This is a genomic window from Pectobacterium carotovorum (assembly GCA_016415585.1).
Classification (GTDB): domain Bacteria; phylum Pseudomonadota; class Gammaproteobacteria; order Enterobacterales; family Enterobacteriaceae; genus Pectobacterium; species Pectobacterium carotovorum_K.
In genome coordinates this window covers 1,070,544-1,088,293 of record CP066552.1, presented here as the reverse complement: position 1 = coordinate 1,088,293, position 17,750 = coordinate 1,070,544, and the positions used below count along the sequence as shown (strand labels likewise).

General features: G+C 54.5%; 11 protein-coding genes. 1 reads left to right on the top strand and 10 read right to left on the bottom strand.

The genetic code is table 11. From position 1 onward, the window contains the following. The first annotated feature begins 242 nt into the window (after nucleotides 1–242). Nucleotides 243–1,586 carry an amino-acid N-acetyltransferase gene (gene argA / locus JFY74_04840; protein QQG29392.1) on the top strand — a complete coding sequence of 448 codons (1,344 nt, stop codon included), beginning with the start codon at nucleotides 243–245 and terminating at the stop codon, nucleotides 1,584–1,586. Between the two features lie 176 nt (nucleotides 1,587–1,762). Here argA and recD read toward each other — a convergent pair whose 3' ends face one another. The 10 genes from recD to lgt all read right to left on the bottom strand — a co-directional run bounded on the left by recD (nucleotide 1,763) and on the right by lgt (nucleotide 17,524). Next, nucleotides 1,763–3,646, bottom strand: coding sequence for an exodeoxyribonuclease V subunit alpha (gene recD / locus JFY74_04835; GenBank protein ID QQG29391.1), 1,884 nt, complete (start codon nucleotides 3,644–3,646; stop codon nucleotides 1,763–1,765). Then, on the bottom strand, nucleotides 3,643–7,224 hold the full coding sequence (recB, locus tag JFY74_04830; protein ID QQG29390.1) for an exodeoxyribonuclease V subunit beta: 3,582 nt from the start codon (nucleotides 7,222–7,224) through the stop codon (nucleotides 3,643–3,645). The genes recD and recB overlap by 4 nt, the downstream gene beginning before the upstream one ends. After that, nucleotides 7,221–10,157, bottom strand: a complete 2,937-nt coding sequence (gene ptrA / locus JFY74_04825; GenBank protein ID QQG29389.1) for a pitrilysin — start codon at nucleotides 10,155–10,157, stop codon at nucleotides 7,221–7,223. Before ptrA ends, recB begins: the two co-directional genes overlap by 4 nt. Nucleotides 10,158–10,253: 96 nt before the next feature. Beyond that, entirely contained in the window at nucleotides 10,254–13,652 is a 3,399-nt protein-coding gene (recC, locus tag JFY74_04820) for an exodeoxyribonuclease V subunit gamma (GenBank protein QQG29388.1), read from the bottom strand. Between the two features lie 56 nt (nucleotides 13,653–13,708). Further along, nucleotides 13,709–14,104 (bottom strand): prepilin-type N-terminal cleavage/methylation domain-containing protein, encoded by a 396-nt coding sequence (locus JFY74_04815; GenBank protein QQG30448.1) that lies wholly within the window; start codon nucleotides 14,102–14,104, stop codon nucleotides 13,709–13,711. Next, nucleotides 14,091–14,507, bottom strand: coding sequence for a YgdB family protein (locus JFY74_04810; GenBank protein QQG30447.1), 417 nt, complete (start codon nucleotides 14,505–14,507; stop codon nucleotides 14,091–14,093). The genes JFY74_04815 and JFY74_04810 overlap by 14 nt, the downstream gene beginning before the upstream one ends. 35 nt (nucleotides 14,508–14,542) lie before the next feature. Further along, nucleotides 14,543–15,154 (bottom strand): prepilin peptidase-dependent protein, encoded by a 612-nt coding sequence (locus tag JFY74_04805; GenBank protein ID QQG29387.1) that lies wholly within the window; start codon nucleotides 15,152–15,154, stop codon nucleotides 14,543–14,545. Next, nucleotides 15,148–15,651, bottom strand: coding sequence for a prepilin peptidase-dependent protein (locus JFY74_04800; GenBank protein QQG29386.1), 504 nt, complete (start codon nucleotides 15,649–15,651; stop codon nucleotides 15,148–15,150). Before JFY74_04800 ends, JFY74_04805 begins: the two co-directional genes overlap by 7 nt. A gap of 175 nt (nucleotides 15,652–15,826) precedes the next feature. Then, entirely contained in the window at nucleotides 15,827–16,621 is a 795-nt protein-coding gene (gene thyA, locus JFY74_04795; GenBank protein ID QQG29385.1) for a thymidylate synthase, read from the bottom strand. Between the two features lie 36 nt (nucleotides 16,622–16,657). Continuing rightward, nucleotides 16,658–17,524, bottom strand: coding sequence for a prolipoprotein diacylglyceryl transferase (lgt, locus tag JFY74_04790; protein ID QQG29384.1), 867 nt, complete (start codon nucleotides 17,522–17,524; stop codon nucleotides 16,658–16,660). Nucleotides 17,525–17,750 lie beyond the last annotated feature (226 nt).

The following is a 17,750-nucleotide window of genomic DNA, read 5'->3' as shown; positions in this document are numbered from 1 at the left end:
TCTGAGCCTCGCCCTGACGGGCCGCTGCAAGCAGCGTTCAACCGGCCAAGCCGGTTTGTCCTTGCTCACCCCAGTCACTTACTTATGTAAGCTCCTGGGGATTCGCGCGGTTGCCGCCTTCCTGCAACTCGAATTATTTAGGGCATGGTAGCAAGATGAAACAGAATCCTGACTTTTCTGGTTAATACTTCCTCTTGCCTTTTACGTCATAAAGAATAAAAATACAGAAATTACGAATAAAAATGCAAAGAGGGCTCGCAGTGAAGGAACGTAGTACAGAACTGGTTCAGGGCTTCCGCCATTCAGTTCCCTATATCAATGCCCACCGTGGCAAAACGTTTGTCATCATGTTAGGTGGTGAAGCCATCGAACATGCCAACTTCTCTAGCATCGTAAATGATATCGGGCTGCTACACAGTCTGGGGATCAAGCTGGTGGTAGTTTATGGCGCTCGTCCCCAGATCGACGCCAACCTGACAACGCACCACTACGAGCCCCACTACCATAAAAATACCCGCATCACCGACAGCGCCACATTGGAGCTAGTCAAGCAGGCTGCGGGGATGTTGCAACTGGATATCACCGCCCGGCTGTCGATGAGCCTGAACAATACACCGCTGCAAGGTGCCCACATTAATGTCGTCAGCGGTAACTTTATTATCGCGCAGCCGCTTGGCGTTGATGACGGTGTGGACTACTGCCACAGCGGCCGTATCCGCCGTATTGATGAAGAAGCCGTTCACCGCCAGCTGAATAGCGGTGCCATTGTGCTGCTCGGCCCGGTTGCAGTGTCAGTCACTGGTGAAAGTTTCAATTTAACCTCGGAAGAGGTCGCGACCCAGCTCGCTATTAAGCTGAAAGCGGAGAAGATGATCGGCTTCTGCTCCTCACAGGGCGTGACCAATGAAGAAGGCAACATCATTTCCGAGCTGTTCCCTGATGATGCACAGCAGCGTATTGATGCACTGGAACAGGCTGGCGATTACCATTCGGGTACGGTTCGATTCCTGCGCGGCGCGGTCAAGGCCTGCCGTAGCGGCGTACGCCGTAGCCACCTGATCAGCTATCAGGACGACGGTGCGCTGTTGCAGGAACTGTTCTCACGTGACGGAATCGGTACGCAGATCGTGATGGAAAGCGCCGAGCAGGTTCGCCGTGCGACCATCAATGACATTGGCGGTATTCTGGAACTGATTCGCCCGCTGGAAGAGCAAGGCATTCTGGTCAGACGCTCGCGCGAGCAGTTGGAAATGGAGATCGACAAATTCACTGTCGTGGTACGCGATAACCTGACTATCGCCTGCGCCGCGCTTTATCCGTTCCCAGAAGAGAGCATTGGCGAAATGGCCTGCGTCGCGGTTCACCCGGATTACCGCAGCTCATCACGCGGCGATATGCTGTTACTGCGCGTTGCCGCTCAGGCACGTCAGCAGGGTCTGCAAAAGCTGTTTGTACTAACGACGCACAGCATCCACTGGTTCCAGGAACGCGGCTTTTTACCCGCCGAAGTGGAAATGCTGCCGAAGAAAAAGCAGGCGCTGTACAACTACCAGCGTCGCTCGAAGATTCTGGTGCTGGATCTCTGAGTTATTCCACTCGATAACACTTCTCGTGGCCGATCGCAAAATCGGCCACGATCTTTCATCCGCTTATGGCTGCTTGCCAAACTCACCGCTCACGTTGTTCATTTCAATAAGCCATCAGACAGGGATATCATGCCAATTTGTCAACGCAATTCACACCCGCAGCGTATCGTACTTCCCTAACTGAATGGCATCTTACTAGCAGAAGAGCGCACCATTAATGCGCTAATTCTCTCTTCCAAGCCGCTATAGCGCTGCGTTGGCGTTTTCACCGCCCGGCAGAGAATGCGGACATCGGTATAGAGTGACAAACGCTGGCGTGCACGCGTGATGGCGGTATACACCAGTTCTCGCGTCAACACTGGTAAATAGTGGTTCGGCAGCACCAGCGCCGTATGATCGAACTCCGAACCCTGCGATTTATGCACCGTCATCGCATAGGCTGTGTCATGCGGCGGCAGACGGCTTGGCGTAACGTCTTTGGTTTCTCCATTCGGCAAGGGGAAAAATACGCGCAGCTCCCCGCTTCCCCCTATCATGGCGATACCGATATCACCATTGAACAGACCCAATGCGGCATCGTTACGTTCAATCATGACCGGTCGGCCAGGATACCAGCGGTTAAGCGGATTACGACTGCGCTGAATCAGTCCAGACTGATGCAAAGCCTGCTCAATACGCTGATTCAGCCCTGCTACGCCAAACGGCCCTTCACGCAACGCGCACAGCTGGCGATAACGTTGGAAAGCAAGCAGCACGGCACCCGGCGTTGCACCCGCCGCAACAAGCCGTAAATAATCACGATACCCTTCGACACACTGTGCCAGCATGGCCTGATACTCTTCAGCCTCGGTTAACGGGCTACACGTGATGTCGGCAAACTCACCGTTCAGCACGGCACGCACGCGAGCATCATCACCGCCGTTAACCGCCAGCGCCAATTGTCCAATACCGGAATGCGGATCGAAACGGTAGCTTCGGCGTAACAGACAGATACTGTCACTGACCGTCGGCGGCCCTTCAGGGCCGCTGTCATCCAGCGTACAGCCCGTCAGGCGTTGCAGTTGCTGCGCCCGCGCACGGCTATAGCCAGCTTCGGCAAAACGACAGATGTCACCTAACACCGCCCCCGCCTCGACGGACGCCAGTTGATCGCGGTCGCCCAGAAAGATAATTCTGGCGTGTGGCGGAAGCGCGGCAATCACATTCGCCATCATCGGCAGATCGACCATCGATGCCTCATCCACAATCAGCACATCCAAATGCAGCGGGTTGTCCTGATGGTGACGCAGGCGCTGGCTGTCCGTCACCGCCCCCAAAAGACGATGCAGCGTTGTCGCTTCCTGCGGAAACGCTTCCCGCAACCGAGGATCCACCGCCAGACGGTGCAGGGCCAGCCCCAACGACTCCGTGAGCCGCGCAGCCGCTTTCCCGGTCGGCGCAGCCAGTTGAATGCGTAACGCGTCTCCCGTATTCAGCTCAATCAGCGCCGCTAACAACTTAGCCACCGTCGTGGTTTTCCCCGTTCCCGGCCCGCCAGAAATAACCGCAATGCGGCGCGTCAACGCGACAGCCGCGGCCACCTTCTGCCAGTTAATCTCTTCGTCCGTGTCAGGAAACAGCCGATCCAAAACCGCCCGAATTGCAGGTTCATCGACGGGGATCGTATCGCGCTCGCTGGCGATAAACTGCGCCACGCGGCCTTCACTCTGCCAGCTGCGCTGTAAATACAGCTTTTCTCCTTGCAGCACCAGCGGCGTCGGCTTGCTGCCGTCGCTGACGGCATCGGACGCCAGTAAGCGCTGCTGCCATGCGGCAACCGTGTTTAGTCCTGTCCCCGCAAGCAACTGTTGCGCCAGTTCAGGCTCGCGGCCGTCAAACAGCATCTGCGCCTGCAAGTTCTCCAGCGGTAAACACACATGCCCCGCCCCCGAGTGCGCACTCAGGCAGGCGGCAGCCAACAGCAGATCGGGCTGCGTCTCATCCGCCAGCATTCTGGCGAACTGAACATCCAGCGGGCGCAGCAACCGCCGCGCCAGTGCCGTTTCAAGTAACGCAATCATGAGGGAATTCCTGTATCAGCATCGTCAGGCGTCTTTCCCTTGAAGAGCGCATCCAGCCCGAAAACAAATTCAGCCGAGGGGCGAAAAGTAAAGATACCATTGCCAGGGTGAGACGCTTCAACGCCGCGTAAAAACAGATAAAACACCCCGCCAAAATGGCGTTCATAGTCATAATCCGCAATGCGATGACGCAGATAGCGGTGCAAAGCCAGCGTGTAGAGCTGGTATTGCAAGTCGTAGCGGTGTTCGGCCATCGACTGCATCATGGCCGTTTGGGTGTACGCGCTGGCATCAGGACCGAGCCAGTTGGACTTATAGTCCAATAGGTAATAACGCCCTTCCCAGCGGAACACCAGATCGATAAACCCTTTCAGCATGCCTTTCACCTGCTGAAAAGAGAGCGCCGGACAGCGCGCGGATAGCGGATCGTGATGCTTTGCCAACCGATCGAGCTGCGCCGCCTGTATTGGCGCGTCAATCGGTATATAGAACTGTAATTCGGCCTGCTTATCTGCGTTATCCAGCGCTGACAGCATAATCCCTTGCTCGTTAAGCGACGTATGCAACAGCGTCTCCATCCACGTCTTCAATACCGGATGCCAGTGCGCTTCAAATCCCTGTAGCTGCAACTGCTCGGCCAGCCAGTCATCCTCAACGGGCTGAGTGAAATCCAGCGTTTCAAACAGGCTATGCAAAAACGTTCCCGGACTCGCGCCACGTGGAAACGTATGCGGCGTCAGCTGGGTTTCATCCGCTTCCTGACGCTCGCCTATCGCTTCAATATCCAGACGCGGCACCAGATCCTGTGCGCTTGCAGAACCATGTTGCTGAAGCCCCGAATAGCTGGTTACTCGCCAGCCGTCGCGCAGTTGACGTTCAATGTGACGAGCCCGCAGCTCTGCCAATTCTGGTCTATCCGGCTGCCAGCGCTGTTCTTCCGTTGCCTGTAGCGGTGTTAATGCGACACCGTCGCCAACCATGCCTTCCAGCTCGCTGACTAACGTGGCTGCCTCGGCTTCTTTACCCCGTTGGAGTAAATAGCCCAGCGCGCTCTGGTGCATATCGCTGCTGCCGTCTTTCTTACGTGACCGCTGAACGGGGGCGACGCCCACGCTACAGTGATAGATAGAACGGGTCAGCGCGACATACAGCAAACGCAAATCTTCCGCCAGCCGCTCTTCTTCCGCTAGCGCCTGGCTTTCTTCATTATTTTGCAGATCTAACACGGCATGATAGTTCTCTCGATCGTGATAAATTCCCTGATCCTGCACGCGGAAGTTACTGATGAAAGGCAGCCACACCAGCGGATACTCGAGCCCTTTCGATTTGTGGATCGTCACGATCTGCACCAAGTGACGATCGCTTTCCAGACGTAGCTGTTGATTCTCTGCCTGCGGATTAGGTTGGACAATCTGCTGTGATAGCCAGCGCACCAGCGCATGTTCGCTATCAAGCGTTGCGGAGGCATCCTGCAATAATTCACCGATATGCAGAATATCGGTAATCCGGCGTTCGCCCTCCGCACTCGCCAGCAGGTTCTCCGCCAGTTGATGTTGACTCATCAACGCCCGCAACATCGGCAGCACGCCGCGCTGACGCCACAGAGCACGGTAGCCCGCAAATTCATCCACCAGCGCATCCCATGCGGCTTCGCTTTGCCCTAATGCATCAACCTGTTCGGCATCCAGCCCCATCAAGGCCGTCGCCATGGCACTACGTAACGTGCGCTCTTGCTCAGGTGCCAGTACCGCCTGCAACAGCCACAACATATCGCTGGCTTCCGGCGTGCTGAATACGCTGTCTCGATTGGATAGATACACCGAAGGAATGGATAAACGGCTCAGCGCATCACGAATCAGCGAAGCTTCACGTCGGCTACGCACCAGCACGCTCATGTCAGATGCCCTGACCAAACGGCGGGAATCGTCGGTGACCAGCCAGGCTTCGCTACGCTGGCTAGCCGCCAGCCAGTCACGAATCTGCGCCGCACACTGGCGCGCCATCTGCTGCTGATAATCCCCTACGCCAATCGGTTCCGAACCCGTTAGCCAGAATTGCAGCGCAGGCTGCGGCTGCCCCGCGACCTCAAACACCAAACCGCGCTTAGATTCAGCCGGCTTGACTGGCAGAAAAGGGATATTTTGGAAAATAAAAGGATTTTCCAGACGTTCAAACAAGTGGTTAACGCCGCGTACCATCTGGTGCGACGAGCGCCAGTTCGTGCCCAACGTATAGTGTGCAGCCACTTCTCCGCGTGCGTGCATATAGGTAAAAATATCCGCACCGCGAAACGCATAAATAGCCTGCTTAGGGTCACCGATCAGCAGCAGCCCACACTGCGGCTGCCCGACGTACAGCCTTCGGAAAATACGGTACTGCTGGGGGTCAGTATCCTGAAACTCATCGATCATCGCCACCGGATAACGTTCGCGAATGGCGCTGGCAAGCTGTTCCCCACCCGGCTGTTGCAACGCAACATCAAGACGGCTCAGCAGATCGTCAAATCCCAGTTCTGCACGCTGCCGTTTTTCCTCACGCACCGAATCCCGGATCGCCGACAGCGCGCGGACAATGACTAAATCACGCAGCGACAGTGGCGCTTCAAGCAGCCGTTCGGTCTCCTCAAAGAGGGCATGAACAGGCGGCTCGCCTTTCTTCGTTTTCTCGATTAGCGTCTGCTGGGCAAATCTCACCAGATCTTTCGGCAGTTGATAATCCAGCGTCGGCTGCTCTGCCCACAACGTGACTTTCTGTAGCCAGTTGGGAAGATGCTTACTGCTGTAGCTGCGTTTATCAACGCCAGAAGCCACGATCAGCGATTCCAGATCCGCTGCTGACGCCAGCCAGCGTTGTTTGTATGCGTCGATCGTCGCCACGATATTTTCATGTCGACTCAGCAGCGTTTCATCTTCTTGTGGCGGCAAGCGGAACGCAGGCGCCTCACCGTGCAGATAAGGAGCCAGATCGGCCAGCAGGTTTTCCGGCCCTCTCCACTCCAGACCGACAATACGTGCGACCTCGACAGGCAGCGGATAGCAATAACGACGCCAGAAATCAGCACAGGCCTGACGGCGCAGCGGCTGTTCATCTTCTATCAGCACCTGTTCGAAAAGCACGCCGGATTCAAACGCATTGGTACTGAGCATACGCTGGCAGAAACCGTGGATCGTGTAGATCGCCGCCTCATCCATTTGTCGTTCGGCCGCCAGCAAGACATCCGCCGCATCGCGGTGGTCCGAAATCTCCGCCAGCAGTTGCACTAGCGAAGTATCTTTAGGCTTCTCCGCCTCTTCACCCTGTGCGCTTTTACGCAGGCAAGCGATGCGCAAAGCGTGGATTCTGGCACGAATACGTTCCCGCAGCTCTTCGGTCGCGGCCTCCGTAAAGGTCACAACCAGAATTTCCTCGACCAGCAACAGACGTGGATACGCGGCTTGCTTGCCCAGCCCCAGCAGCAGGCGCAGGTAAAGCGCAGCCAGCGTATAGGTTTTCCCCGTTCCGGCCGACGCCTCAATCAACCGCTCCCCCAGGAGCGGCAACGTCATGACGTCTAATGATTGCGGCGCGGCATTTTTCATTCAGCTGAAACCTTACCGACAGCTTCCGATGCTGCTGGCGCAGGGATCATCGTGGGCGCTTTCTCACGCGGTAACGTTTTCTGCAATGAAGACGCATCCGCGTAGGTATGCCATCCTTTCGGTGCGGCATAGTCGGCTTTACCATGATGACTACCGGAAACCTGCGACAGAATAGCCAGGCCTTCAGGCTTCAGCGCCTTCTGGAAGAAGTCTGCCAGTTGCGCCACCGTCAGCGGTTTGATTTGCTCGAGCAGTTTCTCGCGTGAATCAAAAGCGAAGTTTTCCTGATCCAGATCGCGACGCAGTCGGCTGGCCTCTTCGCCTAAGGTTTGCGGGCGCTGACTCAGTTCATTCATCACGCCTTGCTTATACTGCGTGAACTCTTCTTCACTCATTTCACGCAGTCGTTTTTGCGCTTTCAGGTAAAAATCTTCATAACGCTGATACAGATAAGCGGGTTGTTTGCTGTTGCTTTGCAGCAGAAAGGCGATGCCCATCTGTCGACCAACCGTCGTTGGGAAGGCAAACACCGCGTAACCCAGTTGCTCTTCGGTTCTCAGTTGGCTATAGAACCAGGGCTGAACGATCTGTCCCAGCACCGAGCTATACGCCATGCTTTCTGTTTCCGAATAACCCGTCGGGACATACACCGCCGCTAACGCAGAATCCGTGCTGCTTCCCGGACGTTGCAGATTAGCAAGCTGCGGCTTACTGACTTTGACATCATCGCTGCGTGACAGATTGTCGCCACCGGCCTTCAGATGCGTTTTCAGCGTATTCGCCAGCTCGGTGACTCGATCTGGAGTCAGATTGCCGACGACCAGCATTTCCGGCGTGGCTTTTTGCAGCAGGTCTTTGCGGTAGTTAACCACGTCCTTCAAACGTATATTATTCAGCAGATTACGACGTTCTGCGCGCTCAAAGTAAGGCAATTGCGATATCGCCTGAACCGGCTGTAACGCCTGTTCAAAGGCTTTTGATTTCTCTACCGCATCCAACTGCTGTATGTACCAGGATTTCGCCTGCTCCAGTTGTGCTTCCGTCGAGGTAAAGGAGGCGTAGCCATCCGCCAACATCAGCAGCAACCGTGGCAAATGCTGGGTATAGCCATTGGCGCTAATCACCAGACCATCATTGCTGCGGGTGGAGAAACTGATGCCGCCGATCGAAGCCTGATAGCTGAGTTCATCCAGCGCCAGACCTGCCAGATAATCGTTTAACGCAAACAGCACCTGATTACGGGCGGTACTGCGCGCTTCCTGATTACGCAGGAACAGCGTGATTTCCGCTTTCGGCTCATCAGCGAAGTAGTGGCTTGGCATATACAGCACACGCAGTCCTGGCTGATTCAGCAGGAGCGTCGGTTTGGTCATCGCCTTATCAGCTTTGATCAGGGAGAAATCATCCGGGATATAGGGGTTGATCGTCGGCAACGACAGTGACATTTTCTGCCCCAGCGTTTTCCATTTTGCGAATGTTGCTGACGGGATCTTATTCATCTCGTACGGCGCATCGACAAAGTAGGCCACTTTATTATGTGGCTCATTCGGACTGATGACCCAAACGCGCGCGTTCTGCGGCGTCATCTCATCCAGTCGAGCAGCGATAGCCTTCGGATCGTAGCGATCGGCAACATACTGGGCATCCAACGTATGTTCGACCGGCACACGCAGCATGGTATCAACCAACCATTCGATGTAGTCCATATCACGGCTGATGGACGGATAGCGGAAATCCAGATCCAGAACATGCGCGATCTCATCAAAATAACGCTGCTGAATCCCTTCTGTGCGGATTTGTTGCAAGTAACGGAATATCGCAGCGATCACTTCATCACGCTGTGCCAGACCTTTATCGGTCAGCGAGGCTGAAATAGCGAACATGCCGCCGTTACGGTCGATGATCGGCGAAGAACCTGCACCGATAGATTCAACCAGCCCTTCCTTTTGCAACCAGTCAGAGAGCGTATTCTGGCTGCGGTTGCCGATCAGATAGCTAATATAGGTATCCGTCTTGCTGCGAAACGCCTGGCTAATATCGCTGACGCGAAACTCAATGCGCAGCTGTTTTCTAGGCTGAGCAGGAACATAGTGAATCATTACGCCGCGCTGCTTTTCCGTCGCCACAGGAACGGTAACCGCAGGAACGCTGGCGTTGTGATTGGGAATGCGCCCGAATGTGTCGACCGCCAGTTTCGCCAGTTCAGGCAGAGGTTGATTGCTGTAAATCACCCCTTTCATCAGGTTGGCTGAGTAGTATTTCTGATAGAACTTCACCAGCTCATCATGCAGTTTACTGCCGGGTTTATCGCTCAGGGTTTCAAGGTTGCCCCCCGAAAAACGCGCGCTCGGGTGCGCCGGGTTCAGTGTCTCTGCCCCCACCTGCGCCATGCGGTGACCGTCACGCGAACGCGCCATCGTTAATTCCGCATTGACCGCATTACGTTCGCGATCGGCATTCACCGGGTCGAGCAGCGGCTCCGCAATTGCATCCGCCATCCGATCGACGGCGGGTCGCAGCGCATCATTTTCCACTTCCAGATAAAACGCCGTGCGGTAAGACGCCGTGCTGGCATTGTGGCTACCGCCATGCTTTTTCAAAAATTCGGACAGCGCCTCTGGCTCTGGGTAACGTTTCGACCCCATCAGCACCATATGTTCGAGGTAATGCGCCAATCCCAGTTGATTATTGGGATCGTCCAGTGAGCCAATAGGCAGCGCCAGTGATGCCAAAGATTTGGGTGCCTGTGGATCGGAAACCAGCAGAACGGTCATTCCGTTATCCAGTTTGATCGCCTGATATTGCCGCGGATCTTTTTCGCTTTTTCGAATCGTCTGAGCCAGCGGCTGCCAGCCCGTCTCAGCCCAACTCGCCGGAAGCCAGAATGTGAATAAAAGAAACCACCCGGTAATCCAGATCCACTGTTTACGCATGCAATTCTCCAACCTCATATCCATCACTTTTCACGTTGCAGTGCGTTATCTTCTCGCACCTCGAAATCTATTCGGGCATCATCCAAAGCAAGCCCATCAAGCCAGATTAAAGCGGAACGGTGGCAGTAGCCAGATTTGCGCCGCTTCAATCACCTCATTCATTCGCTTTTCATCCAACTCACGAATAATGCGTTGCAGGTAATAATCCTCACCTTCACCCCGCATTCCCATGTTGCCCTGCCAGGCTTGCAGTAACCGGGTCCGCGCTTTGTTCTGCGCGTCCTCATCCGCCCGCAGGCTATCGCTTTCACGATCATAACATTCAGCCAGCCAGGCGCTCCCTGCTTTATTTAGCAATAACAGCGGCTTGCTCATTCCCTGACGATATCCATCCAACATGACAGCCAGATGTTCTCTGGCCTGCGCTTCCGACAAGGCAGCAAAGCGCCACGCCGTGTCTTCCCGCCCATACAGTCGGCTTTCGCCCTGTCCGCCCGTTGCGCAGTAGGCCAGATGTTCCAACCACAGCGTAATGCCATCCTTCATAGAAAGCGTGCCCGGACGCCAGCGCAGCAAACCATCCGGCTGAACCTGATTCAGCCAGCCACTGACGCGCACGCCGTCAAGGAGGATATCCACTTCCCGACTCACCGACAGCGAAGGCGTTAATTCATCGCGTACACGCGCAGCCAACTGCGCCATCTCCTGCTGCTGTTCCTGCCAGTAAATTTCGCCGAACGCACCATAGGGCAGTTCACCCGCGGCTCTGGCACGGCGATACAGTTTTTCCGTATCGCCTTCATTAATCAAGGTATTAAGCAACTCGCTATTCAACTGATAGCGGTTAAGGCTATCAACCACAAAGGGCTCTTCATCCAACAGCTCATCGCTGTGCAGCATAAAACTCACGCCAAGCCGCAGTTGAAAAAAGGCTCGCACAGGATGGCGATAAAAACGCTTCAGATCGTCCAGACTCACATCCCTATCACTCGCTCTTTCGGACAAGGCTTCACGATCGAAATCAGGCTGAGCTTCCCCTTTTTGGTTCGCCGCCGCCAGCCACTCTGCCGCAAAGCTCAACGGCTGCGGTGCAGACAGGAAGTTATTCGCATCAAAAGGCATCCGGCTATGTTCGCGGCAAAGGTGCTTCACCACGCGCTCCGCGCTGCTATCGATATCCAGCGCTTCATCACCCGGCAGGACGTAACTTTGTGCAATATATTCCGTCAGTTCGCTGACCAATACGGAAGGATAGCGACGCGTATTATCCTGGATCGAGCGCCCGATATAGCTGATATAAAGTTTGTGCTGCGCCGACAGGAGCGCCTCAAGAAACAGATAGCGGTCATCATCACGTCGGCTACGATCGCCGCGCTTGATTTTCCTCCCCATCAGATCGAACCCGAGTGGCGGCAGCGTTCGGGGATAAACACCGTCATTCATACCCAACAAACACACGACCTTGAACGGGATGGAACGCATGGGCATCAGCGTACAAAAGTTGATCGAACCGGCCAGAAAACGCTGGCTGAGTCGCTCCTGATCGAGACGCCGCGACAGTTCATCACGTAACCGGGAGATCGGCACCTGTTGCGGATAATGCGCCATCGTGCCCATACCAATCACGTACTGCCACTGTTTTTCTACCAATGCCAGCGCCGCTTCAGTCTCGCTGTCAGCATCAAAGAAGGTTTCGATCAGCTCTCGGCACAGCGGTAACCAGTCAACAAGCACACGTGGCTGAGACAGACACTGACGCCAGTGGTGGATCTGCATCAGCAGTTCGGCCAGTTGACCAGCCAGTTCGGCAATCAGGCCGCTGGATTCATCGTAAGGCAATACGCCCTGCCAGTCGCCGACCTGGCTGTCCATCGCATAGCCCAACAGCATTCTCGTCAGGCCAAAACGCCATGTATGTTGCCCCGTTGGCGGTAGCATCAGATCGCGCACGTTGTCGTCATCCAATCCCCAGCGCACACCTGATTCCACTACCCACAGGCGCAGACGACGTAGCCCTTCTTCCTGAATACCGAAACGCGCAGCCAGCGCGGGCACTTCAAGCAATGCCAGAACCTGTTCTGCCGTAAAACGGCTCGTCGGTAAATCCAGCAGGCTGATTACCGCCTGCAATGCGGGATGCGCATGTCGCGCACGCTGATCGGAGATGGCAAAAGGCAGATAGCGGTTATCCGGCGCATTACCAAACACCGCCTGAATAAACGGCGTATAGCTGTCGATATCCGCCATCATCACAATGACGTCGCGCGGCATTAGCTCAGGATCGTCGGCCATCATGGCCAGCAGCCGATCGTGAAGCACTTCAACCTCACGCTGCGGGCTATGGCAGGCGTGAAAATCAATCGAATGATCGTCGAGTGCCAGCAGGCGTTTTTGCATGCTGGTGTTCTGCGTTTCGTGGCTGACGGCCACCACCGCATGGTCTTCCAGCTCAAGAATATCGCGCTGCAAGGTTTGCAGCAGATTTTCACCATCCGACTCAACAAAGGCGTCGATTTCCTGCACGCTATCCAACTCAGCCAGCAGATAAAGGTTATCGCGCCCCAGCTTTCCCCACGATGCCAGCAGAGGATTATTAATCGACTGTTTACCGTCGTCGTTGAACAACGTTTCTGCCTGTGAGGGATCGCGAAATAACGAGCGTGTTTCATCAGTCTGCTCGCCGTCAAAGCGATGTAGGCGACGGTGGCGGGCTTTTAGCTTCGCCAGAAATTTATAATCCTGAATGTCACTCCAGTAATGGCGACAGGGATTGGTAAATAGCAGATGCACGTCAATATGCTGCGCCAGCGCGTTCAACGCCTGTAAATAGATAGGGGGTAACGCCGAAATACCGCAGATAAAAACGCGTGGCGGCAGGCCTTTAGGGCACGATTTTGCCTGCTCTAACGCAGTAATAAAGCGTTGATACAGAATCGCATGGTGCCATTCGGGCTGCGCCAGTTCGCGAGTGTAGTCAACCAACGCACGCCACAGTGCCGATTGCCACAGCTGGTTGCCACCGAGATCGTCAACCTGTTTCCCTTCTTGCCATGCCTTGATCCACTCAGGGCGATAAATCAGATATTGATCGAAAAGATCCGCTACGCGTCCGGCAAGCTGATGCAGCTTGCGCTGGTTATCGTCATCCTGCAAATAGTGGTTAAGGGCCGCAAAATCAGGCTGTGCCAACAAATCGGGCAGCAAATGCATGAGCTTCCACGTCATCGCATCCTTGCTGAAAGCGCTTTCTTTTGGAATATCCGGCAGCACATAGCGACACATATTCCACAAAAAAACACCGGGCAGCGGGAATTGAATATTGGCAGCAATGCCGAAATGTCCAGCCAGTTCAATTTGCAGCCACTGCGCCATCCCCGGGCTTTGCACCAAAATCACTTCCTGCTGGAAGGGATCCGCAAGCGGCTGACGTTTTATCAGCTCAACCATCAGTCTTTTCAAGATATCTAACTGATTGGAGTGATAGATTCTAAACATTCTGGCTCCTGCTACCGCTGCTTACGATTGATAATTCATGGTTTACCCAAGTATGCCTACCCAACAGGTGATGACCGGCAAAACCAACGGTTTAGTGTAGCCTGATAGCGACGTGGCGTCATGACTCTTGCCGTTACCTGACGGCATTCTCCATTCTGTCGCTGCTCCGACACACTAAACTGCCAATTTTTACTCGCAAGAGACACAATATTATCCAGATCGGACGGGTGATACGGCATATCCGCTTCATAAGCCTCCAACTGTTGCATCGCAAACCGCCAGGCCTGACGCTGCTGCAACTGATGCTGAAATGATTGCTGCAAAATCTGGTGATATTGCAGTAGCCCCATCAGCGACACGGCGAACAGCAGTGCCGCCACCAGCGTCTCCGGCAGGCTGAAACCAGATTGACGACTCCTGAGCCTGTTGTTCATTGCGCTACTCCGTTGCATCACAGCGTGCGACACCTTTATCCGGGCAAAAGTCTAACCAGCCGTTACCCAATGGTTGAATCGCAATCTGGCCCGACGACAGTGCCGAAAAGGATACCCGTTGGTACAACGTCAACAGTCGCGCTGAAGCAGGAAGAGTTCCTTCGCCACGCAGTAATCCTTGCTCCCCATCCGAGGCCGCACGCAGGCACACTACGAGCTGTTCTGCCGACAGCCGCTGGCACTGCCAGCTTTCCGTTAACGTGTCCCAACGCTGCCCTCTTCCCCAGTTCAGCGAGGACAATGCCTGATTGAACGCTCGCAGATAGTGTCGCTCATCGTTCCCCACCTGAATGGCAGTATCAAGCTGGCGTTGCAAACCGGACATCAACAGTAGGCCGATAATGGCGATGAGCAGCACCATAGCTAGCGTCCCGCTTCCTTCCTGGTTGCTTTTTCTCATTGATTACGTCCGAGAATAAGGCGAGTGATATGTTGCCGAACCGCAGGACGTTTGACCCAATAACCAGCCAGTTGCAATTCATACAGCGCCACATTATTTTGCGCAGAAAGACGCTGTAGCCGGAACACCGTGAGCACCACTTCCTGCGGATCAAACAGTTTTTCCCATCTGTCGCCCTGACAGCCGTGCGCCCCGCTTTGAATTTCCAATGACCGACTGCGCAGGCGATAGCCAAAAGACTCGGCATCCTGTTGTTCCCCACCATCCCAAACCCCATTTCGGTTCAGATCGTAAGAAACATTCAGACAGCTATTTTCCGCCTCCCCCGGATACTTCCCTATGCTGATTGCCTTTCCCTGACAGGTTCCCGCACAAAAACCTGCCCGACGGATGTCTTTCTCAATTCCCATGGCGACCTGACTGAAGAGCTGCTCCAGCCGGAAAAGCTGTGCGCTGTCCTGACTTTGACTGCGCAACAGAGGATACAGCTGTGCCGCCGACAGCATAATCAGGCTACCTAAGCTCAGCGCTAACAGGATTTCTGGCAGAGTGAAGCCACGCTGCTTACTCCTCAACCTTGGTTGCCTCAATACGATTTGTTTCAGCATAGGGGAATCGCCAGGACAGCCTGCGACTCGCTGCACAGACGCATGCGCCCTCTCACCGAGATGATGAGGCGTAACTGACCCGCAGAATTCGACAGCGAGATGTGCCCAGCCTGTGCCGCGTTACGCAAGCCAAAGAACGTAAAAACGTTGCTTGTGAACTTTGCCAACACCACATCCTGCGTGCGGCGAACGAACTGTCCCGGATGGTTCTCACGGCACGAATCCTCTGCCTGCTTTTCATTCTGCCCTGCCACCATGCACCATAATTCTCCCTGCGGTATGAGCTTCGCTGTGCGGGTTTCGTTATGCCAGTAGGCATTCGCCTGAACCCGACTCAAAAAGTCCAGCAGTTGCTGGGCACTCTGCTCCAAACGAATTGCCTGCTGATACTGAATCCAGCCATGCAAGCCGCCACCCGCCATTAGCGCCACAATCGTCAGCACCACCAATAATTCAAGCAAGGTAAACCCCCGCTGTTGCCGATTTCTTATTTTCATGGTGTCAGGATAATGAGTCTTATCAGCAAAAACAGCGTGTTAACGACGTTCTACGCGGCGACCCGCAATGTTTTACTGCAACGATGTAACAACAGAAAAAGCGTGCGGAGAGGTAGGGAAAACGAGGGAAATAAAAAAGGCCGCATTACGCGGCCCTGAAAAACATGGGAGAGACTTAGATCGCAACCGGTGCTTTGATGGCAGGATGCGGATCGTATCCCTCAATTTCAAAGTCCTCGAAGCGGTAGTCGAACAGCGTATCCGGGCGGCGCTTAATCACCAGTTTAGGCAGCGCGCGCGGTTCACGGCTCAACTGTAAATTCGTCTGTTCCAGATGGTTGTTGTACAAATGCGTGTCGCCGCCAGTCCAGACGAAATCACCAACGTCGAGATCGCACTGCTGCGCCACCATATGCACCAGCAGCGCATAGCTGGCGATATTGAACGGCAGGCCGAGGAAGATATCGCACGAGCGCTGATAAAGCTGGCAAGAGAGTTTGCCATCCGCCACGTAGAACTGGAAAAACGCGTGGCACGGTGCCAGCGCCATTTTGTCCAGCTCACCCACGTTCCAGGCAGACACGATAATACGGCGAGAATCTGGATCCTGTCTCAACTGGGTCAGGACATTCTTCAACTGGTCGATCTCACGACCGTCTGCGGCTCCCCATGAACGCCACTGTTTACCGTAAACCGGCCCCAAATTACCGTTCTCATCCGCCCATTCGTCCCAAATACTGACTTTGTTTTCATGCAGATAAGCAACATTGGTATCGCCGTTCAGGAACCAGAGCAGTTCATGGATAATCGAACGCAGGTGGCATTTTTTGGTGGTAACCAGCGGAAACCCGTCCTGCAAGTTGAAACGCATCTGATGGCCGAAAATAGAACGCGTGCCCGTGCCAGTGCGGTCGGCTTTCGGCGTGCCTTCTTCAAGCACTTTCTTCATCAGATCCAGATACTGTTTCATACTACCTCATCACAAAAATTAAAGAAGGACAGCGGATTATTGCTGTGCAGGCTGACGGCGATAGGCCCAGACCATCATCAGAATACCGGCGATCACCATCGGCAGTGACAGGATTTGTCCCATGCTGAACAGGTCGCCGAACAGCCCCAGCTGTGCATCCGGCTGACGGAAGAATTCAGTAATAATTCGGAACGTGCCGTAACCGATCAGGAAAAGCCCTGAGACGCTGCCCATCGGCCGAGGTTTACGGATAAAGAGATTCAGAATGATAAACAGTGCCACACCTTCCAGCATCATTTGATACAGCTGGGAAGGATGACGCGGCAGCATGCCATACTGATTGAAAATCGCCTGCCACTGCGGATTGCTGACGGCCAGCATCATATCTTCACCACGCGAGCCAGGAAACAGCATCGCCCACGGTGTATCCGTCGTCACGCGTCCCCACAGTTCGCCGTTGATGAAATTGCCCAACCGGCCTGCGCCAAGCCCAAAAGGAATCAAAGGAGCAATAAAATCAGCGACCTGGAAGAAATGGCGTTTGGTGCGATGAGCGAACCACAGCATGACGCAGATCACGCCCATTAAGCCGCCGTGGAACGACATGCCGCCATCCCAGACTTTGAAAAGGTAGAGCGGGTTTTCAAGAAATGACGGGAAGGCATAAAACAGGACATAGCCCAGACGCCCGCCGACGAAGACGCCAAGGAACCCCATATACAGCAGGTTTTCGACTTCATCTTTGGTCCAACCGCTACCCGGTTTATTCGCCCGACGCACCGCCAACCACATGGCAAATACAAAACCCACCAGATACATCAGCCCATACCAGTGCAGCGCCAGCGGGCCAATTGAGAAAATCACGGGATCAAACTGAGGAAACGCCAGATAGCTTGTCGTCATCATTCACCACATATTTTATTGTGTTATCCCTGCTTTCGGGATCGTCATTGATAGGCAAAAGGCAGGAGAATGAATCCGTTCCTGCGAACCGCGGTGGCGAATCATAGCATACGCACCCGCGCTCATTGCTCGCTGAGGGGAAAAGTTCTGTAAAACATTTATACTCGTCATACTTCAAGTTGCGTGTGCGTTGTTCAAAACGTTAACGTTTTGTCCTGAAACTTGA